Consider the following 19875-nt stretch of genomic DNA (forward strand, 5'->3'; position numbering starts at 1 on the left):
AAATATTGATTGTTTGTGGCGGGCTGTTCATATTTGTTCTAGTTATACAAATGGCGAAGTAATCCGCATCCACCGCTCATAATAGAGAGTCCCAAGAAATTGGAGTTACAACACTAGTGGTGGCAAATATTGCACATTCAGAATCTACGTGTTTGTGTAGTCTCTCCAAATATAGTTGTTCTGGAGGATACATTGACCTCTACTCAGAATGCGGAGTTGGGGATAGGGTCGTCGACGCCGAATCGGCGATTGAGGGTATTGATCTGAGCGGGGCGGTCGTCGGCGCAGACACGAAACTGTGACAGCACTAGGTACTCTCTTTTCAGAGTCTCGAAAACAGGTAGTGCAAGAAGACAGAACTCAGATTCATGACTAGAGAATCAAGAGTGCGAGGATTGGGTGTACTCCTACACCACTAGTGCTATCGACGACTCGAAACTCCTGCAACGAGGTTACTGAACCGGAGCCAGTTCCTCATGTTTGTGCTCGACGAGAGCCTTGAGACCCTCCTCAAGTGAGAGCGTCGGCTCGTAGCCCAATCCTGTGCGAGCTTTCGAAAGATCAGCGAGGCTGCGGTCGATATCTCCTGTTCGGCCTTCAGTGTGAACGATTTCAGAGTCAGAGTCAGTTACGTCGCGAATCGTCTCTGCTAGCTCACGAATGCTTACCTCGCTCCCAGTACCAACGTTGTACGCCTCACCGACGTGCTCTGTGGTTGCGGCTTTCAGGTTTGCCTGCACGACATCGTCAATGTGGACGAAATCACGAGTTTGAGAGCCATCTCCGTGAACCGTAATCGGCTCGTTGTTGAGTGCTTGTTTGAGGAAGATACTGATTACACCACTGTAGTCACCAGCTGTCTGTCGAGGTCCATAGATGTTGAAATAGCGGAGGGGGACTGCTTCGACGTCGTAGAGGTTACTGTAGACTCGAGCATGGTGATCCAGACACATCTTGTCGATACCATACGGGGACGATGGTTTCTTCGATTCCGATTCGGGTGTCGGGATCTCTTCGGCATCGCCGTAAATCGCTGTGCTGGAGGCGAGCACAATCCGAGCGTCGACGTCCCGTGCATACTCCAAGGCGTTAATTGTCCCAGTGACGTTGACTGCATTCGAACGCTCGGGTTCTTCGATAGATTGAGGGACGCTGACGAGTGCCGCCTCGTGGAAAATGATGTCTGCAGGAGGACACTGGTCGAATGCATTCGCGTTCCGAATATCGTCGTCGATTACGGTAACCTCATTAGGGAGGTTCGAACGCTTTCCAGTTGAGAAATTATCCAGAACGTAGACATCGTTTTGCTCAACAAGTGCATCCGCGAGGTGACTTCCCACGAAGCCGGCACCACCAGTAATGAGCACTGTTTTGCCGTGTATCATGTTAGGATATAGTCACTGATGAGAACATATATAACCTCGGATTTAAGAGATATTCGGCACCGAACAGAACAGTTCCATGAGAGAATAATGGTTATTTCCTCGTATTCAGCAGTCGTGGTACGGGCATTCGTCTTGTGGCTTCGAACTGTCCATCAAGAAAATGTTTTATCGGTCGAACAAGTTGGGCCAACTAATGGAACGGGTGATGAGCTTGGAACGTTCACAATCACAACAGGAGGTGGTAGAAAACCCTGCAATCGGTATCGTCGCAACCGAATCGAACAGCGATGTCATTGCTCGCACGATTCTGCGGGCACGAGAACACGCACAGCAAGTATTCGTCGCCCACGACGGCGATACCGATCTCGAGGCGGTACAGTTCGCCGAACAGCTTGATGCGAATATTGTTCGACCACACGAACCAGGGATTGGTTCGGACGAGTTTCGAGCAGAACTTGCGGCGGGTGCACGTGCACATTCACATCCTGGAATTATCCTTGCACCAGCGAACGGTGAACGAGTCGATTTCGAGCGAAGCCTTGAGAAACTCGACGAGGACACCTTCGCAGTTGATGCAACCCTCGAGTCATCGTACGACTCCGACGATGGCGTCTCATCAACGCTCGTCGCGATCCCGGCATATAACGAGGGCAAGGCGATTGCCGATGTCGTGACGACGGCAAAGCAGTACGCTACTGAAGTTGTTGTCGTCGACGACGCGAGTTCAGATGGTACCGCAGAGCGAGCACGTGAGGCTGGAGCGACGATTATCCAACACGCAGACAATCGTGGCTATGGCGGCGCGCTCAAAACTTCGTTTAATGCCGCGGAGCGTCGTAACGCAAGCCACCTCGTGATCCTTGATGGAGACGGACAGCACGACGGACACGATATTCCCAAACTCGTCGAGACCCAACAGGAGACGGGTGCAGAGGTTGTTATCGGCAGTAGATTTGCAGAGGGCTCAGAGACGGAGATTCCCCTGTATCGACGCTTTGGTCTCTGGGTCGTTAATCAGTTGACCAATCTGAGTATGGGTGTTGTTCGACCTCGCTCTCGTGTCGCTGATACACAGAGCGGGTTTCGAGCCTACAACCGCGATGCGATTAACTCGCTGGCAGCAGACGAGACTGTCGGTGATCACATGAGCGCCAGTACGGATATCCTCTATCACGCTCATAATCATAACTACGAGATTGAGGAAGTGGGGACGACGATTTCCTACGACGTCGAGGATGCGAGTACGCATAACCCGATCTCGCACGGGCTTTCGCTAGTCGGGAACATCCTCAAGACGATTGAGCATGAACGACCAGTTACTGTCTTGGGTATTCCGGGGTTCATCAGCTCGTTCGTCGGGTTGGGATTCGGATATGCAACCTTCTCAAACTACATTAACACGGGCATCTTCCCACTGGGTCTTGCGGTTACTGCGAGTTTCTTCACCTTGGTTGGGATCTTCGCTTGCTTCACCGCAATTATTCTTCATTCGCTGAACACTCATCTGTAAGTCGTCGTTTGGTTTTCGTGATGGGTTGAACTGAATCTGAACTAAGCTGTCAGCGCCGCGTGTGCGAACTGTAATATGGACACGTCGTTGGCATAGTTGTCTTGTGAATGATTGTCGCTCGTGTAATTCATGGGACCACTTTTACCGGAGTAATCTGCTACATTCGTGTATGCAAAACAGCCGCGTTCTTGTGACCGGTGGTGCCGGGTTCATCGGCTCGAATCTCGCGAATGCGCTTGCTGAACAGAATGATGTCATCGCTGTCGACGATGGCTATCTCGGAACGCCTGAGAATCTCGAAGAGAATGTGAGGTTTGTTGAGGCAAGCGTGCTTGAAGAGGACCTACCCACTGATGTTGACGTTGTGTTCCATCTTGCGGCGCTTTCCTCCTACGCAATGCATGAAGAAGATCCAACAAAAGGAGCTCGTGTGAATGTTGAAGGCTTCGTCAACACTGTTGATCAGGCTCGACAGGACGGATGTGACACGGTTGTGTACGCGACGACGTCGTCCATCTATGGGAACCGGACTGAGCCCTCGCCAGAGTCCATGGATGTGAAAGCACGAACGGGCTACGAAGCGTCCAAGTTGGCTCGCGAACGCTATGGTGAATATTTCCACAACCACTACGACATGTCGATGGCCGGGATGCGCTTTTTCTCGGTGTATCAGGGCTATGGTGGCGCTGAGGAACATAAAGGCGAATATGCGAACATCATCGCGCAGTTCGCAGATGACTTAGCGAATGGTGAGTCTCCGGAGATTTACGGTGATGGAACCCAGACACGGGACTTCACGCACGTCGACGACATTGTCCGTGGGTTAATTGCGGCTGCTGAGGAGGAGCTGAACGGCGTCTACAATCTCGGAACGGGCAACAGCTACGACTTCAATACGGTTGTTGAGCTGCTGAACGACGAACTTGGGACCGAAATTGAGCCAACACATATCGAGAACCCGATTCGAGACGATATCTACGTCCACGACACCATGGCCGATATCTCAAATATTACTGAGAAGACAGGGTGGGAACCACAGATTAGGTTTAAACAAGGAGTCGAAAGAGTCTGTCAGCAATATCAAACGTGAAATAATCTTCAAAATGGTCATATTTCGTCAGCTGTCCCGATAAACTCTCTAGACATCTGATGAATGTCCATAGGATTGTCTCCGTTGCTATTGTCATCTGTTGTGACAAGCTCTGAATTTATTATTCTTTGAATAACTTCAGCTAACCTATCTGGGTCATCCGGTGGGACAACATTTTCTTCAGGAATGAGCATTTTACTTCCAGCCGCCGTTGTAGTAACCACTGGCAAGTTTCGAGACAGCGCTTCGTTTACTACAAGACCCCATGGTTCATGTCGAGACGGTAATATAAATAGATCCGATCTGTCGTAGTATTCCCATTTTTGATCACCCCGGACATAGCCTACAAACTTTATTTGTGGAACCAAAGCTGCCTGGTCTCGGAGTGTCTCATTGAGAGGACCGTCGCCAGCAATGAATAACTCAACTTCATTTTCTTCAAAGCTTCTAACAGCCTCAATTAGAGTACCGATTCCTTTTTCTTCAATAAATCTACCCACAAATAGAATAGTGGGTTTTTCGCTTGAAGGCTTAGGGTCCAACTTCTTCACCTTTGGATTTTCAGGTCCCAAGCACTCCCGGGGCATTACTTGTGGAGTTATACTAACCTTTTCGCTATTTATACCTCTTGCTCTTGTATATTCTTTGGCGAGTTCAGATAGACCCACTACCTTATCCGCTACCTGGAACAGTGTTTTCTCATATATGTTTATCATACTATCAAAGTGGAATTTAGAAACCATCTTACTTCTATTGCTTAGATTAGAGCTCCAGTCTGTATCTATTAATTCACTCCAAATAACTAGATTAGCGTCAGTAAGAAATATTATTGGAAGACTCATCAAATTGTTAATAATCATGTCTCTCCCCATATTTAATACAATTGTGTCATAATCTTTTTTCAGAAGATGATATGGTAGAGTATAATTAAAGAGAGCCCCAAAGAGCTCTATATTTGGTAAAAATGTTGCTGTATGGTTTTTAGGATCGTAGGTCGTGTCCCAGTCTCGCTCAGGAGAGGAACGCTGACAATAGTAGACATCTAAGGAAGCTTCCTCTCCAATCGCATCAAAGACGGGTGTGCGGTACGGTGCAACTAAGTTATGAACTAGCGCCACGGATTCTTCGGTCATATTTGTATTTAGGCGTATCCAAGTTTTTCAAGTTGAGTCTTTACATCCTCACTCACCGACTCGTTTTCAGTTACGGTTCGGTGCTCAATCTGAGCGGCTGCCTTCCGGAGATACTGTTTTGGATTCTCTATTTTAGAGTTAGGTCCGGTTTGAATGTCTCCATCGCTTGATTCATAGATATAACCATTATTTTCTGTATAGAGCCCATATTTCCAGTTGGAAAGTTCATCTAGTTCGAGTTCGTCTATTCCTTGTTCAACAAATTGGTCTCGCATCCAAGGAGTGAATCCATGAAACTCGGTCAGAAATTCCTGTTTAGAATCTAATTCTAGAAGATTCCGTCCTCGAGAGTCAAGTTCGGTATCGGATAGTTCTCCGATAGTCTTATGAACGTCAAGAATACTCACAGGATGACTGATCTCTTTATTATCTGTATTAGGTCCCGAAACCACTAAAGGAATATGAGTAAGTTCCGGGAACAAGCCATAACAATGATCGTAGAGATCGTATTCACCAAGTAGCTCGCCGTGGTCTGACAGTGTCAATATAAAATCAAATTCGTCTTCAAGAAGCGAATAGAGGTTTCTGAATTCGTCTGATAGATAGCGAACTGAATCCCGGTATGCAGTTTGAACTTGTTGTTTGTTTGGTGGACTGCCCGTAGTTTTCGAAGGAATACGCCAAGGTTCTGTATTGACTTGTTCCTCTATTGTACGGTATTCTTCAGGTGGTCGATAAGGAACGTGTGCATCCATCAGGTTGATGAATACAAATGAAGGTGCTGTAAAGTCCTCATTTTTCAAGTACTGTTGTACCGTTCTTACACCCCCCTTGGAGTAGTCTTGGCGAAATTCCTGAAAACCAGTTTTTAATGACTCTAACGTTGAGACATCTGGCGAAAAGCACTCTTTAATAGCTTTTATATAAATTTCCCCCCGACTCCCGTTAACTTCTGACAAAAATTTTGTCCAGTTCACTGCGTTTGAATTTGGGAATTTAAGATCGTCTGGAGATATATCAATATCAAACCCACGGCCCCAGCCACCCCATTGAGAAACGTTTAAATTTGCAGAATATTTGTGTGTGGAATATCCATTTGAAGAGAGTTCTTCTGCAAGTGTTGGCTCTTTACAATCTAATTGGACGGATTGGCTATGAACACCCACTTCGCTTGGATATTTACCAGTAAAAAGCGAGGCATGGGCAGGGACAGTCCAGTGAGAGGTAGTATATGCGTTTTTGAACTTACATCCCGGAAGCCAATTAAAGTATTTTGTGAAAAAATCGTATCGAAGTGTATCCAATACTACTACTGCAATATTTGGTTTCCCGCTCATCATCTTGACCATCTGATATTCTTGTATAAAACTACTTTGCTTTTCTAAGAAGATATATAGTACTCTCCGTCAACTAAACAGTGCTATTCTATCGTAGGCTTCATCTCAGAATATCTTCGTAGATCGAGATTATCTCGTCGATATGATTGCTAATACAGTATGACTTAGTTTCTTCTACCTGTGTTTGGATTTCGTCATAGGGGAGAGAGGCGGCCCGTTCAAGAGCACCTTGTAATGAATCAACATCATTTGGCGCAAATAGAATTCCAGTCTCGCCATCAGTAATAAGTTCGGGTATGCCACCGATATTCGCACCAATTACAGGTGTACCGCGATTATAACTTTCATAAATAACCATCGGAGAATTGTCGTACCACCGAGAAGGAACCACCGTGAAATGAGACGCAGCGTAGGCATCTTGGAGTTCTTCGTCATCAACGAACCCATGAAAAGTAATGCGTGGCTCATCGGATGCGAGGTCCTCAAGCTTAGATGATTCTGGACCCTTCCCGTAGATATTCAAATGAAGGTTTTCTAAAGAGGATTTCCGCACTGCCTTAATGAGAATATCAATTCCTTTCTGGTGAGTGTGTTGTCCAGCAAACATAAGCTGTAGTTGATCTGAATTGGAAGGTCGACTTGAGACTGAATCGGTAGATTTAGACGAAATCCCTAGTGGTACACGAGAGCACGGAACAGTTGAATAAACTCCCTCTGAGTGATGTTTCTCAAGGACAAACTGAGAAGGAGACACTACATAATCAAGATGAGGCTCTACTAGTTGTCGGTAGATTTTCTGGTAGGGTTTCATTCCTATCCCTGGGTCCGAAATCTTTTCTCCATCAAAGAGATTCGTTCGCACATGAAGAGCCTCGTAATCGTGTAGAGTGTGAACAACCGGGATCTCATGACTGGAGACTGCTGCAAATACTGATGGAGAAAGACCACTATGGTTATGTATGTGAACTATATCTGGGGATATCTGGCACAGTTTTTTCTTCACAAGTAGATATACATGAGGATTCCAGATGTCTACTACATGTTGGATTGGTTTCTTCCAAGCTGAAACAGATTGGTGTTCAATAGGGGAGTAAGCATTCAAAGGAGTAAATCGATAGACTGTTGCCCCACCAAGTTCGGATTCCTCAAAGGAAAAATAGGTTCCTCCACTAGAGGAGCGTGTAGTAATGACACTCACATCATGGCCTCGGTTGACAAGTTCGTTTACATCAGCTTTTGCATGCTTTTCAGCACCACCTACAACTTCTGGAGGAAAGAGGTTTGAGATGACGCAGATGTCCATTTATTTTGCCTCCTTCTCAACAAGATTTTGATAGACTTCTTCCATCTTTTTGCTTTGTCTCCTCCACGAGTAATTTTCAGCACAGAATGTGTGCCCTCTTTCATTAACCGAGCGTTGGTGATTAATAACGGATCGGATACCAGCTGCTAATGCTTCTGGGTCGTGACGATTAACGACTTCGCCTAAGTTAGCCGCACGAACATCATCGGCAACTCCAACAACATCAGTCGTAACTACTGGTGTCCCACAAGCAAGAGCTTCCAACAGAACTAACCCAAACCCTTCCTGATCAGAAGAGAGTGATGGAAGAGCAAAAACGTCTGACGAGCTATAAATTGCAGGCAGTTCCTCATCTGGGATGTAACCCTTGAAATTCACGCTATTCTCGATCCCCAATTTTGCAGCTATCTTTTCATATTTTGATCGTGCTTCGCCATCACCGCCAACTATTAATTGAACGCTCCGGCCATCATGTTCATTCAATAACTTTATTGCCTGAAGAAGAACGTCTAATCCTTTGTAATCGTGAGACCTATTTAACACACTCAAGAAGAAAATCGTTGGAGTATCGGGGTTAATCCCGTGAGAACGTTGCGACTCTTGAGATAGAGACTGGGGCTGAAATCGCTCAATATCCACTCCATTACCAACCACAGTTATCTTGTCCTTGTATTGACTCAGCTGTTTAGATGATTCAATATAATTTTCTTGTGTGATGATTATTTGATCCGCCGAACGTAGAGTTGCTCGGAGAACTGTAGAGTTGTATGCTTGGGATATGTAATCTGCAATTCCGTCGCCGATAATGTCGTTATGATAAGTTATTACCGTCGGCGTATTAGTGAGTTCACCAACTAGGGTAGAGATGTCCGCTGACCAGGGTGTAGGGAGGTGAGTATGGAGGATGTCTGCGTTTTTAACTTCCTGTAAAAGGGCAACTGGCAGCATAGGCGTTAGCTCCGTGTATGCAATCTGTCCGACGCTAGTCAGGCGTCGAGTAGTGATTCCACCGGGAAAATCATCGATATGTTCCTCACTCGGGTGATTAGGACAGACAACTTTAGATGTATGTCCCAATTCTGAAAGGCGTTTAGATAAGTCGTGGACATATGTTTCGACTCCTCCGGTATGGGGATAAAAACGACCAGGTGTCTGAATGATTTTCATGGATGTCACACCTTAGAATCAATATTTATATCTGTCGCTTTCTTCCTTCACTAATTTTTTGTAGACTGACTCGGATTTTATAGCCACCTTATCCCAGGAATAATTTTTAGCTACCTTTTGCCCTCTTAAGGATAGCTGAGCTTGTTTCGTTTCGTCGTCATATATCCTACTTAGGCTACTTGCAAAGGAAGATGAACAATCTGCGTCTACAAATTCAACAGATGACGACGGAATCCAACTCCGAAAAATTGGGAGATCATTTGCAACAACTGGGATCCCCGCAGCCAGTGCTTCCAATACTACAATCCCAAACCCTTCCTGTCTAGAAGGCGAAACAAAGACGTCCGATTGCTTTAGAAGTCCAGCTTTGGTTGATTCTTCGACGTATCCAAGAAATTCAACATTATCCTCAATGTTCAGTAGTTGACATTTCTCGATATACTGATCTCTTTTTGGACCTTTTCCTGCAATTGCAAGCGTAGCGTCTGGGCACTTAGTCACAACCTCAGCGAATGAATCTAGTAAGCGATCTATTCCTTTTCTGTGTACTAAGCGAGATATTGCCACAAAGTCGTACTTCAGATCATCCGAATATACTGGATTCGTAGCATATTCGTCGAGGTGAATACCATTCGGAATAACGGTGACCGGTGAGCGAACACCAAAATCTTTGAGCTCCTGTTTTGTAACTTCATTTGGGACAACCACAGCATCGTAAATCCCTATACGAAGTGAGTTCTGAGCTATTAATTGAATTAACCCAATTATTGGGTTGTATTTGCGCAACGCAGTTTGGTCATGGAATTCGTGGACAATCGCAGTCGCTGGTATGCCGAGGATGGGAGCAATTAGACCAGCCAGTGACGGGTGGGGTGTTAGATTATCTATAGCAATATCAGTCTCTTTTATACCACCATCTAATAAGTATACAAGTGAAAAAAGAGCAAAAAGAGAGCGAGAAAGGTAGAAATACGCCGATTCAAATCGTGCGAGCCAGTCTGGCACGGTCTTTATCGTCCGTACTGTTACCCCTTCATCACGACGAACTGGTGGGAGATTTGGGTCTGATCGACCACAGACAAGCGTCACATTATGACCCTCTTGAGCGAGAAAAGTTGCTTCCTCCCACATTCGCACCTCACCACCACCAGCAGCATCTGTCGATGGATCTTCATTATTAAAATAAGTGATAGCGAGCGATTCCGACTCTGGGTCAACTGACGAAGTAGTGCTTTGACTTCTCATTAGAAAATTTCTTTCTGGTTTGGGTTATGAATAAATCTGTGGCTACGGTGAAGCAAGTTATTCTTCTGTTCTGACTGCCGAGAATCATTTTGAAACATACACCAACTGACCCTTATTTGTGCGCAGAGAATCTATTCTCAAATACTTTTCTATCAAAACCACTGTTCAGCAACTTGATGTCGTATATTTGCTTTTCTGTAGAAGATTGTTGATACAGCTCAGCTGCCGCTCTGGAACCACGGAGGGAAACGACACGAATGATTCCGCTGGATCTGTCTTATTTAGACGCGGAAGAACACTAGTATGAGACCTTAACGGCTTGCTTGATGTTTCTGACGGCGGACTTTAGGACGAGCTCTCTGAACTGTCCAAACCACGTTCTATCCCGCAACGTCTCACCAAGCCGATGATTCAACGCGAAGAAAATCGACTCGACGAGTGACCGGCGGTGATAGATTTCCTTATGATGTCGAGCGTTGTGCGCCATATCTAGTGGATAGAACTCACGATGTTTGATTACCGGACGAACCCCAGCGTCCCTGAGTTCGTGGCGTAGAGCATCCCAATCGTAGCCTTTGCCCGCGACGATCGTGTTGAGTCGCTGGAAATTTCTCGTCAGCACTTGCCTGCCGATCGGGGTGTCGTGTGGCTGTTTCATCGAGCAATGAATGTCGAGAATCGCCGTCGAATCGCAGTCAACGAGTGCCGTGGTTTTGATATCGTCAAAGTTGTAGCCGATGCGAATCACGTAGTGCCGACTGGCTTTGTGTCGCTGGAAGCCAGTCGCGTCAATTGCTTGGACTTCGCCGAACTCGTGGAGAGAAGCGGACGACTGCAGCAGGACGCGTCAGATACGCATTTCAAGGTCTTGCTTCCTCGTGCACACGGTAGTGAAGTCGGGAAGCTCATCCACCGCAAGTCCGAGTTTAGCGGTGATTCGAGGCATCTCGTGGAGGATATCGAGCAACCGCCGGTACGGTTGGTCGAGGTACTCACGAAGACAGTGAATCGCGACAATGACCCAGTCAGCGTAGCCACACGACCCTTCTACAGCGGCGGCTGAGGCTCACCAATGACCGCTTTTTGAGATAAATCGACACAATTGTCCGTGAAGCGGGCGAGTTGGGTGGGCATACTCAACTCATTCCCGCTTCATTCACTCATAATCCTCGGCAGCCTGCCTCTCGCTAGCGTCTAAACACGGCCCGCTGGATGCATTTAGCACGAAATTGCTCACAGTAGACCTGCTGGAACAGGTTCGCTGGTGTGACGGTGGCTCTCGCCACACCGAGGCATCTCAAAGACAAACTGACACAGTATCTCGGTGCTTTCCAGCTACACAGCGAACGCTTCAGAAAACCCGGTTGAGAAGCACTCAAAAAACGCTGATAAGCGACTCTCCAAAATCAACAATATGCTACTATGAGCGTTTGAGTATAGATAAGTTGATTAGATAGGGCTAAAGTAACATTCTCAAAGATGAATCCTATCAAGATACTCGAGAAGTTGAAAGGTGCGAAATACCACGAGATCGCGACTACTATCAACTCACGCTTCTATGGTAGGATTGGTGCTGACACATCAGTAGATGTGATGGCCGAAGACTGGGATAGCCTTGTCATTCTGGATGCGTGTCGGTATGATATGATGGTTGATCTGGCTCCTTCTAACTGGAATGTACAGTCACGCCGGTCTCCAGGTAGCGACTCTTCTGAATTCATAGAACGCTCATATGTTGGTCGCGAACTCCACGATGTCGTCTATGTGACATCAAATCCTCATGCAACTAACATCCCGGAGGGAACTTTCCATGCCGTTGAGTATCTTCTCGACGAATTTTGGGATTCAGACTACCAAACTGTGATGCCGGACACAATGGTGGAACAAACTCTCAAATCCCATCAGAAGTACCCTAACAAACGAATTATTTCACACTGGATGCAGCCGCACTTCCCATTCATCAGTGACTTTGGGCAGAAACTTCGGACCACAGGCATCGGCGAAAAAAGCAACAAGGCAGAATATAGTGAGGCACCACATCCTTGGGTTGCGCTCATGGAGGGTGAAGATATCGAGTCTGATGATGTAGTCCGAGCATATATCGAGAATCTTCGAGAGGCGATGGGACCGCTCCGTGAGCTAATCGACAAAATGCCTGGCAAGACGATAGTGACCGCCGATCATGCGAATCTAACCGGCGAACTTACTCTTCCCGTTCCGCTCCGGACGTATGGGCACCCCTCCAATTTCCACAAGAAAGAACTCGTCACTATCCCCTGGATTGAATTTGAAAGTGACTCAAGGCGAGACATTCGGTCTGACGAACCACAAACGACGGCCGACCTTTCAGATGATGTGGTATCTGACCGCTTGGAGAGTCTGGGCTACGTCTAACAGATGTCAGATGACAACGCTGCCCAGACTATTTTCAGCGGCGCTGCAATCGTCGTTATCGGGTTGCTCATCAGTGCTGTCGTCGGCTTCGGGATTCGGTTGGTTGTGGCACGCAGTCTGTCCACTACTGACTACGGTCAGTTTGCGTTGGGACGAAGTCTCCTTCTGAGCCTTGGCATCTTCACCGTTATGGGTCTGCATGACGGTCTCGGACGATACCTCCCGCGGACCTCGTCCGCGAACGAGGAACGTGGGTACATTGTCTCGGCGGTGACGATGGCACTGGGCGTCTCGCTGACGGTGGCTACCGTCGGCATCATATTCGCCAATCAAATCGCCATGTTACTCAACCAGCCCGACGCAGCGACTATGCTCCGAGTGTTCCTTATTGGCCTTCCAGGACTGGCGGCTGTGCGCTTGGCGATGGGTGGGATGCAAGGCAACGAACGTGCCTTCCCTCGCATCTTCATGGAGCAGATTACGCTCCCGCTCTCGCAGTTGGGGTTAGCCGCTCTAACAATATGGCTCGGCGTCGAGGCATGGCTCATCGGACTCGGGGTTTCCGCAGGCTACCTCATCGCCGGTGCGTTCGGTCTCGGGTGGCTACTGTACCGAACGAATCTCGCCGACCGTGCGATCGTTCCAGAGTTAAAATACAGGACACTGCTGGCGTTCTCACTTCCTCTCGTCCTCTCGGGGATGATGTTCCAAGTGCTCACCCGGATGGACATCTTCCTGCTGAGTTACTTCACGGGCGACTCGGGGCTGGTCGGGACGTACGACGTCGTCTACCCACTCGCAACACAACTCACACTGTTGCTCACTGCCGCGGGTTTCCTGACGATGCCCGTCTTATCGCGGCTTGACAACGAGGGAGATCACCGAACGATGCGTGAGACCTACTCGCTCATCACGAAGTGGATTCTCCTGGTCACGCTCCCTGTCGCGGGCGTGTTCATCGCCTTCCCCGATACGATTATCCGCTACACGTTCGGGGCAAAGTACCTCTCGGGCGCAGTCGCGTTGCAGATTCTCGCGCTGGGATTCGTCACACACACTATTGTCGGCCCTAACGGAAACGTCCTCAAGGCTCTCGGCAAGCCCCGCTTGCTACTGGTGTGCACGGTTGTGACGGCGGCTATAAACACCGTGTTGAACGTTCTGCTCATTCCACGATATCAGTTGATTGGGGCGGCTCTCGCGACAACCCTCAGCTATGGGGTGTTCAATTTCACCGTGAGTGGGATGCTATACCGCGAAGCACGACTGCTCCCGCTCTCACGGCGAACACTCGCAGTGGGGGCGGTCGGCGCAGGCACATTCGTGGGAGTGTATCTTTCGACCAAGTGGCTGGCGGTCGACGGCTGGCAGGCAATATTGACCGTTTGTTTGCTGTTTGCACCAGTCTATTTGACTTCCTTACTGCTGTTTGGAGTCACAGAAGCGGAGATTGACTTACTCAACCAAGTCGAGAAGTCAATCGGGCGAGACCTTGGATTTGTCAGACGACCGCTTGAGCGAGTCACACGGTGAATAGAGGTATGAACAATACACTGGGAATATCTGGCGACGCACCGCCGAGGCGGACGTCTCCTCTGAGAGTGGTCGTTCAAGGAGTTCATCGACATGATCTGACGGGCAACGTGGACGACCCTTGCTATACATCGGGCCGTCCCCGTAAACCGACCACCGGACGACCGGTTTAACCGGTAATCACTGACCAGGCTAGCCTTCGGCAGGAGTGGTGCCGCTGTCGGCGGCAGCCGCCGTCGACAGCGACAGCGCTCCTTCGGTTCATCCAAGATTCTATCGTTGAGGTCTTCAGTGCAACCGCTCCACCACAGAACTCAGGCTTCAGAAACAGCTAGCCGAGGGTGCTTTGTGAGATATTGATGCTGTAATTACCATTAAAACAAGCACTGGCTTTTTGACCTCTATTCTTCTTATTATACTCTCTATGATCATTCTATCTGTTGGTTCTGAGTTGGTTCCTTATAAAGACTGTTCAAACAAAACCTATATCATGGCGCGTACAAGGTTGTCGATAGTGACTGGTAGTTCTTATCTAAACAAGACTTCAAAACTCGTGGCGACGCTTGGGTTCTTGGGTATTTCGTTGTCTGTGATTTCCGCCCGACTTAGACCAACAACGGGCTATGAAACAAATATCTATTTAGATGCAGGGGTAATCTTTTGGATTGGGTTAGTATTCGTATTGCTCTCTGCAGTATGGTTATTATTCTACTCTAATCATCCCAGTGTTGGGGCGTTTTTTGCACTCTGTGCGCCGATACTCATCGCAGGGATACCTATTTTTAGAGGCATGGAATATGTCGGCTATTTTGACGCAATGGTGCATCTCGGCTGGGTTCAAGATCTCATCGCTGGCGAGCAAATCTTATCTTGGACTCTTTATCCTGCATACCCCATTCTGGTACTAGCTTGGACTCGTGTTCTGGAGGTTTCACCTCAATATGCACTTTTGTTAACAGTTTCTGTTGGCTATCTTGTGTACGCAACAAGTACAATCTCTATCTCAAAACGGCTTGTGAACGCAAATATTCCAATACGAGGTGTGTACTTTTTGCCCATGCTATTTTTGCCAATTATTCCAATAAATCTCCCGCGGTTGGCGCCTCTACCGACTGTTTTCGGCCTATTATTTGGGAGTTCAATCGTCCTCTATGGGATGATTCACACACAATCTGTGTCAAACAAACATGCTCCTGGTCTGCTTGTATTGCTAATTGCGTTGTCTCTCATACATCCACAGCAAGCACTCGTTGGATTCGGCCTACTTGCGGGCATTGCAACCGTATGGGGGCACCGATCCACACGCAGGTATTCAATTATATTTGCTGCTGCAATTTTCTTAACTTGGTTTTTGCTCGGTCGTCCGGGGTTTATTGGCGCGACACAGAGCTTAGTAGGTGCGATTGTGACTACATCAAGTACCACTGTTGGCCCTGGTGCAGGAGCGACCACCGCGCTTGGGGCACTCGGAGGTAGCCTAGTCGAGATTGGTGTCAAAGTGCTCGGCGTGTCGGTGGTTGTTGCAATAGTTGCCCTCACAACACTCAAGACGGATGTTTTGCCAGTTATTTTGAACAATCAGGACCCCTACAAGAGGCTGATAACCGGCATAGCAATCGGATTGATCCCCACATTTGGACTGTTTGCAGTGACTCTTGTTGTAGAGGGAGACCTCGCCCAGGCACTCCGATACGTCGGCGTGATGTTGGCCTATGGAGGCTGTCTAGCTATTGTTCAACTCGCCCGATTTAGGCAATGGGCAAATGAGCGAATCTCAAAGCGTCATCTAAGAGTGATTGGAACTATTGTCGTTGTAATTGCAATAGTCGTCAGCGTACCCGTCGCTTACAAATCTCCGTATATGTATAAGCCCTCACCAGAAAACAGCGAGTCGCAGTTTAAAGGCTACGAAACTGCATTTAAGTACCAATCAGAGCGGCCGATGGTATCCACTGCAACAAATGTATATCGTTATCAGACAGCCATCTACGGCGCGTCAAGATCGAGATACGGCCATGGCGGTGTGCGGCCCATCTCTTCGAGAGTTAATCCTCCGGACATATCAAAAAATAGCGGCGGATTTTTTAAGTCTTATGTGCCAAACCATTACCGTAATCTCTCATCAGTGTTACCAGAATCAAGCTATCTCGTTGTGACCGAATATGCTCGGGGCCGGCACGTTGAATTGTATCAGGGTCTTCGGTATTCGAAGTCCGATTTCGACTCGTTAGAACGCCACGACAAAGTCGTCTCTACTGGAGAGTTTGAGCTATATCTCGTTGATACACATAATTCTACGTCACGTCGGTCTATCTGATTGTAGTTACCGGTAACGGTGCTAGATATACCCGAATTTTATTCTCCTGTAACAGATTAATTCAAAATTGACAAGGTTATCCCATGGACAGTATGAGGAGATAGAAGTCGGGTGGCACTGTCTAGTAACCACATGAGCTGGCGTTCGACCGTCGAGTGACTGATGCGGTCGTTGAAAATTAGAGTAATGGACTAATACTGCAAGCCACTGGCGGACGCTCAGTCGACTACCTGCCCATATGTTGGGGAACTGTCAGCTCTCATCTTGAATGTGTGAACCATTTTTCCCATCTGGTTCCGCTCTGTGTAGTTGACCCGACCGTTTACTCCTAATCGAGAGGAGGCAGTCCCCGAAAGCATCGGCCAGAAACACCGCGTCTGAGCAGTCGTGTTTCTTGCAGACTCCGTGTAGAAACGTAGCTGCCGGACCAGTCCCGCGACGTTCGAACAACGCAACGTCAAGAATTACTTTTGTGTCGAGGCCTATTGCAGCGTACAACCAAGACCGCTTGCCGTTGATTTTGACAGCTGTCTCGTCAACCGGGACCCGCCTCGGCTGCGCCGTCGGCGGGTCTATAAAGATGTCAGCCAGCCGACGTACCTGCTGGAAGATCGCTTGGAACGAGGGTTCTACGCCGAGGAGACGGAGAATCGATTCTGTCTCTCTGATTGAAAGACCGGCAGCATGGAGCCGGACGGCGAACGCCCTAAGGGGCGCCGCCGTCCGCTCGCGCCGCCAACATTCAAGCGTAGCGGTGTCTAAGCTCTCTGTGAGCAGGTTTGAGAGTAGCATGAATCACTAGCTCTTCGACCTGCTCGTTCCTTATCTAGACAGTGCCCTCTGTTTGGGTTCCTGCTGGGGTGACCAATTAGTCTCGGCCACAAAAAGTAGTGAAGAGCCTGGAAAATAGAGCGGTGGAGAGAATGAATCAACACATAGCCGTCAAAGAATGGTCTTGATGTGTTCTAATCGCCTTCCGATGACCTCCATCTTTGTGTCACGTAATATCTATCTAAAATAGAAATTTAATGGGGAAACAGCTCTTTTCGGTTCAATCTACCCTACACTTGTGGAGTTCAATCCGTTCTGGAAGTCCTACTTTACCACACGCCGGACATTCAATGAGCGGTGTCGAAGAGAGCTCTGCACACGATTCCAGTGCAGCATGCAGATGCGCTTGCACGTCAGGATCGTCAGTCCGCGAGAGCGCTTGTGAGAGATGCATCTGTAGCTCCTCGCGAGCGCTCATTGGTGATTCTCCTGTAGATAACGACGAATGTTCTGTACGATAGAACTCAAGGGGCTCTGCGAAATAAATCGAGTTAACAAACGGAGATGCAGATTCGGGTGAGGTATCCTCAAAATCATATATCCTCCTTCGGTTTCTCGATATCGGCTGTTGCCAACATCCCCAAGAGCATATCGCCGTTTACCAATTGTACAAGTCCATTGCTCGCTTTCTCACTCTTTCGTGCTGAAGGTGAAAATTCAGACGTTGTAACGACAATAGCTTGGTCCGCACGAAACTGCGGAATGGTACCGATCGTTCGTTGTACCACTCGACTCGTAACTTGACTAGAGGGCCGGTTCCGTTTCGTCTGAATGACAACCCGCTGCTCTTCTGCTGTTGCAATTACGTCAACCCCATCGTCTCCGCTCCGTTTAGTTACGGTTGTTTTGTACCCTAGTTCATCCCATAGCCTTGCGACGAGATGTTCAAATTGTCGTGGATGAAGTGTAAGTAACGTCTCAAGCTTCCAAAATCTACTATCGGAGGTCGGAGGAGAAAGTAGCTCTCCAGAAGGTAACTGAGAAAGAGCTTGTTCACCAAAGCTAGACTCGGTGCTGAAGATTTCTGAAACCGAGTACGTGCTTGGAATATGTACGTGAAGACAGTGCTTGCTTTGACCAGTGGTAGCCGTATCCGTTAGCCACACAGCCTCGCCCCCGATTTCAGCGAGCTTGTCCAGTGTACGATGAACTTGACGGTAAGAGAGCTGTTGATCACAGGCCTGTTCGAGCTTTCTTTTTAGTTTTTGTGTCGATTCCAGGCGTAGAACGACCCCATCCGAATCACGAATTGACGTCCCCCACTTGGGGAAACTAACTGCCAGTTCATGAGCTCGGTAATATACGGCATAGGTTTGATTAGTGACGGCTGAGGGCCCGTACCGAATAAATCGAGATAGTCGCTCAAGCGAACGGACAACATCGGTTTGAGGGGGCGAACGATTCAGTTGTTTATCATCAGTTTCATCACTGATGCGAGTGCTATCTTTCATTGCCTTGGTGTTCCTGAGGCACTGGTCGCGTGTCCTCGCACGCGGCCATTTCACTGGCTAAGTACCTCATCAAACAGTTGGTATCACAATATCATATAGTTTGGGATACAAACTTGAGATTGAAATTGAAGAATTACAAGAGCGCCAAAACGATAGATACACACGATGACGCTGGACACAGGAGACCTCAATGAGATTGATGTAGCCCTTTTAGAGATACTTCAAGAGGGACGTATTACACCACGCCTTGCACAGAAATTAATTGTTGAAAAAGGAATCAGAAAGTCACTTACGTCACAATACGTTGGCCAACGACTCAAGCGTCTCGAAGAACATGGGTACACCGAGAATTTACTAAATACTGGAGTATATGAGTTAAACGAAGATCCGAGATCAGATTCGAAATAACGATTTCATTATGGATCTTGTTGGTCTACACGTACTCGTACAACGTCAGAACTGAGTCAGAAAACCATCACTGACGCAGAAACCCGAAGCTCTGCTGACGCCATCACAAAAGAGTGCGTTTACCGAAAGAGTCGGGACTGCTGGCGCTCGTACTGAGACGGTAGTCGATGCCGAACAGATTCTCTAGAGCTGAAAAGTGGCGCGAAGCTCTCCTACCCATCGCACTCCACGACGGCGACGTCGGACTCTTGGCCAGACAGGTCGTCGTCAGTGGGCTCTTCCTCGCGTTCGGTGTCGCGCTGTACCGTAACTGGAACATGATTGGGACCTGGACGGACGACCAACACACACAGCGTCGCATGCGGTTCCAGCGGATCGCGAGTGCCAGCTGTCGTCGTCGTGCCCGTCCCCGCAGCGTCGGGTCAATTTGGCTTGGAAAGTGAGAGTTGTTCAAGGATAACTCCATAGTTTGCAGACTAATGCTGCTGTAGCCAATCTGGATATTAACCAACAACGTCCACGACATCGACGGTCTGTTGGTTAAGATACATCGAATCTACCAATTGGTTTGACGGACTGTGTGAGAATCGCCGCGGCGAACATGACTGACTCAGCGGAAGTATAGAACCAAGACAATCAAGAAGAACAGCGCGAATGGGACGGCCCCGAGAACAGCCTCAGTCGGGCCAATTAGCAAGACAACTGCCGACATGGCCACGAACTCGAGCGCCACCAACACACTGGCTACTGTTGCTGGACGCGCCATTGGTT

General features: G+C 48.1%; 13 protein-coding genes and 3 pseudogenes. 7 read left to right on the forward strand and 9 right to left on the reverse strand.

Annotation, left to right across the window (positions count from 1 at the left end; all coding sequences use genetic code 11):
* Positions 1 to 452: 452 nt before the first annotated feature.
* On the reverse strand, positions 453 to 1385 hold the full coding sequence (locus BM083_RS01970; RefSeq protein WP_089865060.1) for an NAD-dependent epimerase/dehydratase family protein: 933 nt from the start codon (positions 1383 to 1385) through the stop codon (positions 453 to 455).
* Positions 1386 to 1578: 193 nt separating this feature from the next.
* On the opposite strand from BM083_RS01970, the gene BM083_RS01975 reads away from it, so the two are divergent.
* Together BM083_RS01975 and BM083_RS01980 are read left to right on the forward strand one after the other, a co-directional pair.
* Entirely contained in the window at positions 1579 to 2895 is a 1317-nt protein-coding gene (locus tag BM083_RS01975) for a glycosyltransferase family 2 protein (protein WP_177197510.1), read from the forward strand.
* A 169-nt stretch (positions 2896 to 3064) separates the two neighbouring features.
* Positions 3065 to 3985 carry an NAD-dependent epimerase/dehydratase family protein gene (locus tag BM083_RS01980; RefSeq protein WP_089865063.1) on the forward strand — a complete coding sequence of 307 codons (921 nt, stop codon included), beginning with the start codon at positions 3065 to 3067 and terminating at the stop codon, positions 3983 to 3985.
* Positions 3986 to 4002: 17 nt separating this feature from the next.
* On the opposite strand, the gene BM083_RS01985 is transcribed toward BM083_RS01980, so the two are convergent.
* The 6 genes and pseudogenes from BM083_RS01985 to BM083_RS02010 form a co-directional block, all read right to left on the reverse strand.
* The gene (locus BM083_RS01985) at positions 4003 to 5118 is read right to left on the reverse strand and encodes a glycosyltransferase family 4 protein (RefSeq protein WP_089865066.1); all 1116 of its coding nucleotides are present in this window, start codon (positions 5116 to 5118) and stop codon (positions 4003 to 4005) included.
* Between the two features lie 8 nt (positions 5119 to 5126).
* Positions 5127 to 6455, reverse strand: coding sequence for a sulfatase-like hydrolase/transferase (locus BM083_RS01990; protein WP_177197511.1), 1329 nt, complete (start codon positions 6453 to 6455; stop codon positions 5127 to 5129).
* A gap of 100 nt (positions 6456 to 6555) precedes the next feature.
* A complete protein-coding gene (locus tag BM083_RS01995) occupies positions 6556 to 7758 on the reverse strand; it encodes a glycosyltransferase family 4 protein (RefSeq protein WP_089865071.1) in 1203 nt (400 codons plus the stop codon).
* On the reverse strand, positions 7759 to 8925 hold the full coding sequence (locus BM083_RS02000) for a glycosyltransferase family 4 protein (protein ID WP_089865072.1): 1167 nt from the start codon (positions 8923 to 8925) through the stop codon (positions 7759 to 7761). It abuts the gene before it with no gap.
* 18 nt (positions 8926 to 8943) lie between these two features.
* Positions 8944 to 10170 (reverse strand): glycosyltransferase family 4 protein, encoded by a 1227-nt coding sequence (locus tag BM083_RS02005; RefSeq protein WP_089865075.1) that lies wholly within the window; start codon positions 10168 to 10170, stop codon positions 8944 to 8946.
* A gap of 298 nt (positions 10171 to 10468) precedes the next feature.
* Positions 10469 to 11304, reverse strand: a pseudogene (locus BM083_RS02010) (IS5 family transposase).
* A 136-nt stretch (positions 11305 to 11440) separates the two neighbouring features.
* Between BM083_RS02010 and BM083_RS22690 the strand changes: the two are divergent.
* The 4 genes and pseudogenes from BM083_RS22690 to BM083_RS22700 all read left to right on the forward strand — a co-directional run.
* Positions 11441 to 11538 (forward strand): annotated as a pseudogene (locus BM083_RS22690) (IS1595 family transposase); the annotation flags it as partial.
* A 111-nt stretch (positions 11539 to 11649) separates the two neighbouring features.
* The gene (locus BM083_RS02015; protein WP_089865078.1) at positions 11650 to 12564 is read left to right on the forward strand and encodes a hypothetical protein; all 915 of its coding nucleotides are present in this window, start codon (positions 11650 to 11652) and stop codon (positions 12562 to 12564) included.
* 3 nt (positions 12565 to 12567) lie between these two features.
* On the forward strand, positions 12568 to 14097 hold the full coding sequence (locus BM083_RS02020; protein WP_089865081.1) for a flippase: 1530 nt from the start codon (positions 12568 to 12570) through the stop codon (positions 14095 to 14097).
* A gap of 424 nt (positions 14098 to 14521) precedes the next feature.
* Entirely contained in the window at positions 14522 to 16414 is a 1893-nt protein-coding gene (locus tag BM083_RS22700) for a hypothetical protein (RefSeq protein ID WP_143085656.1), read from the forward strand.
* Between the two features lie 126 nt (positions 16415 to 16540).
* Here the strand turns inward: BM083_RS22700 and BM083_RS02025 are convergent.
* Positions 16541 to 17206: pseudogene (locus BM083_RS02025) on the reverse strand (IS6 family transposase); the annotation flags it as partial.
* A 572-nt stretch (positions 17207 to 17778) separates the two neighbouring features.
* The gene (locus BM083_RS02035; RefSeq protein WP_143085657.1) at positions 17779 to 18696 is read right to left on the reverse strand and encodes a restriction endonuclease; all 918 of its coding nucleotides are present in this window, start codon (positions 18694 to 18696) and stop codon (positions 17779 to 17781) included.
* Between the two features lie 165 nt (positions 18697 to 18861).
* Here BM083_RS02035 and BM083_RS02040 point away from each other — a divergent pair, with 165 nt between their 5' ends.
* Positions 18862 to 19104 (forward strand): hypothetical protein, encoded by a 243-nt coding sequence (locus BM083_RS02040; protein ID WP_089865089.1) that lies wholly within the window; start codon positions 18862 to 18864, stop codon positions 19102 to 19104.
* Positions 19105 to 19875 lie beyond the last annotated feature (771 nt).

This window comes from Halogranum rubrum (assembly GCF_900114455.1).
Classification (GTDB): domain Archaea; phylum Halobacteriota; class Halobacteria; order Halobacteriales; family Haloferacaceae; genus Halogranum; species Halogranum rubrum.